The 3,047-nt window shown below is 62.2% G+C and carries 2 protein-coding genes and 1 tRNA gene; 2 read left to right on the forward strand and 1 reads right to left on the reverse strand.

The window, feature by feature from the left end; genetic code table 11:
* Nucleotides 1–456: translocation/assembly module TamB domain-containing protein (locus RMO23_RS17320; RefSeq protein WP_309684004.1), on the forward strand; the 456-nt coding region annotated here is incomplete at its 5' end.
* A gap of 68 nt (nt 457–524) precedes the next feature.
* Nucleotides 525–599: transfer RNA gene (locus tag RMO23_RS17325), tRNA-Arg, on the forward strand.
* A gap of 245 nt (nt 600–844) precedes the next feature.
* Here RMO23_RS17325 and RMO23_RS17330 read toward each other — a convergent pair.
* A partial coding sequence (locus tag RMO23_RS17330) for an HsdR family type I site-specific deoxyribonuclease (RefSeq protein ID WP_309684005.1) occupies nt 845–3,047 on the reverse strand: 2,203 nt, incomplete at its 5' end.

Consider the following 3,047-nt stretch of genomic DNA (forward strand, 5'->3'; position numbering starts at 1 on the left):
CAGCGCGTGGGCGTGCAGATCCTGGGGACCGCCCTGCTGCCGCGGGTGCGCCTTTACGCCCAGCCCGAGCTATCTGATGCCGAGAAGCTGTCATGGCTGGTGGTGGGCCGCTCATCGGCAGCCGGCGGCGCCGAAGCCGCGCTGCTGCAACAGGCGGCGCTGGCGCTGCTGGGCAGCAAAAGCGGCGGCCTGTCGGGCGGGCTGGCGGCCTCGCTGGGGCTCGATGATCTCTCGTACCGCGGGGCAGCGAGCAACGCCGACGGCAGCACCACCCAGGGCGCCGTCACGCTGGGCAAGCGCTTTTCGCGCAATTTTTACGCGGCCTATGAGCGCAGCATCTCGGGCGCGCTCGGCACGCTGTATATTTTTTACGACCTGTCGCAACGCTTCACGCTGCGCGCCCAGACCGGCCAGCAAAGCGCCGTGGACCTGATTTTTACCGTGCCTTACGATTGAGCCGGCCTGGCCACCCGCCGCCGGCCAGCGCATACAATTCCTGTTCTTCGCCAGAAGTGCAAAACAGTGCCGCCATAGTTCAATGGACAGAACGAGTGCCTCCTAAGCGCTAGATACAGGTTCGATTCCTGTTGGTGGTACCAGACTGACTCAGGCACCGGCACGGCACGGCACGCTACTATTTTGATAGCTGCTCGCGCAGGTATTACCTGGGCTAGCGGCCGAAATGATCATTAAATGGTGACTACGCAGCTTCTCTTGCCTCGCGTAGGTCGGGTTAGCCAAAGGACGTAGGTCGACACCGCTCCCAAACATTGCAAAAAGCACCTGTCGGATTACGCTGCGCTAATCCGACCTACTGACGAACGATGGCGTCCTGCCGGCCGCCCTACCCGCCCCAACCGTCCCCAAACGCCTGAACCTGTTCCAGCACCAGTTCAACGGCGGCATCCTGATGATCTGGCGGGTATTTGTATTTGCGCAGGATGCGCTTGACCATCAGCCGCAGCCTGGCCTGAACACTTTCCCGCGCCGACCAGTCCACGCCCAGGTTCTGGCGCAGGTTTTCTGTCAGCTCGTGGGCGATTTTCTTCAGGGTTTCGTCGCTCAGCTCGCGCACCGCTGACTCGTTTTCGATCAAGGCGTAATAAAACCGCACCTCGTCCTCGCTCAGCCCCAGCTTTTCGCCCTGCAAGGAAGCTTCCCTGAACTTCCTCGCCATCTGGATCAGCTCTTCCATGACCTGCGCGGTTTCAATCGACCGGTTCTGGTAGCGCTGGATGACGTTGCCCAGCATCTCCGAGAACTTGCGGTCCTGCACCACGCTGCCGGCAAAGCGGCTTTTGATCTCGCCCTGCAGCAAGCGCTCCAGCAGCTCGACGGCCAGGTTGCGTTCCGGCAGGTCATTGACCTGCGCCAAAAATTCATCGTCCAGCAACCCGATGTTCGGCTTGTCCAGCCCCACCGCGTCAAAAATATCGACCACGCTTTCGGACACCACCGCAGAACCGATGATCTGGCGTATCGCCAGTTCGCGCTGCTCGTCGGTCCTGCGCTTCGCCGTCAGTTCCTTCTTGGTCAGGATGACCTTGACGCCCTGCAAAAAAGCCACTTCTTCACGCACCGCCTTGGCCTCGTCCAGCGTGCAGCACAGCGTAAAGGCCTTGCTCATGGCCAGCGCCGTATCGGCAAAACGCTTCTTGCCGTCCCGGCTGGAACCCGTGACCAGCCCCAGCACATGGTTGGCGGCACCCGCCAGTGTCTTGTGCCCGCCGGTCAAAAAGCCGCCGTAGTCAAAGCCGTGCAGCATGGCGCGCAGCACGTCCAGCTTTTCTTCCAGCACGCTGAAAGCTTCGTGCGCATCCACGGTCGGGCGGCCGCGCCCCTGGCTGGCCGTGTATTCCTTCATGGCCGATTTCAGTTCATTACCGATGCCGATGTAATCGACCACCAGGCCGCCTTGCTTGTCCTTGAAGACGCGATTGACGCGGGCAATCGCCTGCATCAGGTTGTGGCCCTTCATGGGCTTGTCCACGTACAGCGTGTGCACGCAGGGCGCATCAAACCCGGTCAGCCACATGTCGCGCACGATCACCATGCGCAGCGGATCGGTCGGGTCCTTGAAGCGCTTTTCCAGCCGCTTTTTGACTTGCGGGCTGTAGATGTGAGGGCGCAGCAGCGCCTTGTCGCTGGCCGAGCCGGTCATGACGATCTTGATCGCGCCTTTTTCCGGATCAGTGTCGTGCCACTCCGGCCGCAGGCGAACAATCTCGCTGTACAGGTGCGCACAGATATCGCGGCTCATGGCCACCACCATGGCCTTGCCGGTCTGCGCCTTGTTGCGCTCTTCAAAATGCGCCACCAGGTCTTGCGCCACGCTGGCGATGCGCGGCTCGGCGCCCACCACTTTCTCAAGCGCGGCCCAGCGGCTTTTCAGCGCCGCCTGCTGGCTTTCCTCGTCGTCCTCGGCCAGTTCGTCCACCTCTTCGTCGAGCTGGTTCAGGTCAGCCTCCTTCAGGCTGAGCCTGGCCAGGCGCGACTCGTAATAAATCGCCACCGTGGCGCCGTCTTCCTTGGCCTGCTGCATGTCGTAGACATGGATGTAGTCGCCAAACACCGCGCGGGTGTCGCGGTCTTCGCTGCTGACAGGCGTGCCGGTAAAGGCGACAAAGGTGGCCTTGGGCAGCGCATCGCGCAGGTGCTGTGCATAACCGACCTGGTAGCGCCCCACTTCATACGCCGGCGGTGCAAACTCGGCCCGGTGCGGCGTCACAGCGCCGTCGCCTGTTGCTATGACATTGATAGCTGATTGCGCATGTCCCGCCTGGGCCAGAGGCACTTTTCGCACCTTAAGCTTGGCCTCAAAGCCGTATTGTGTGCGGTGCGCCTCATCGGCAATCACCACGATGTTGTGCCGGTCCGACAGCACCGGGTAAGTGTCCTCGTCTTCCCCCGGCATGAACTTCTGGATGGTCGCAAACACAATGCCGCCGGACGGCCGATTCGCCAGCAGCGTGCGCAGCTCCTGCCGCGTGCGCGCCTGCACCGGCTGCTCGCGGAGCAAGTCCTGCGCCAGGCTGAACACGCCAAAG

It is taken from the genome of Polaromonas sp., assembly GCF_031411155.1.
Lineage (GTDB): Bacteria > Pseudomonadota > Gammaproteobacteria > Burkholderiales > Burkholderiaceae_C > Polaromonas.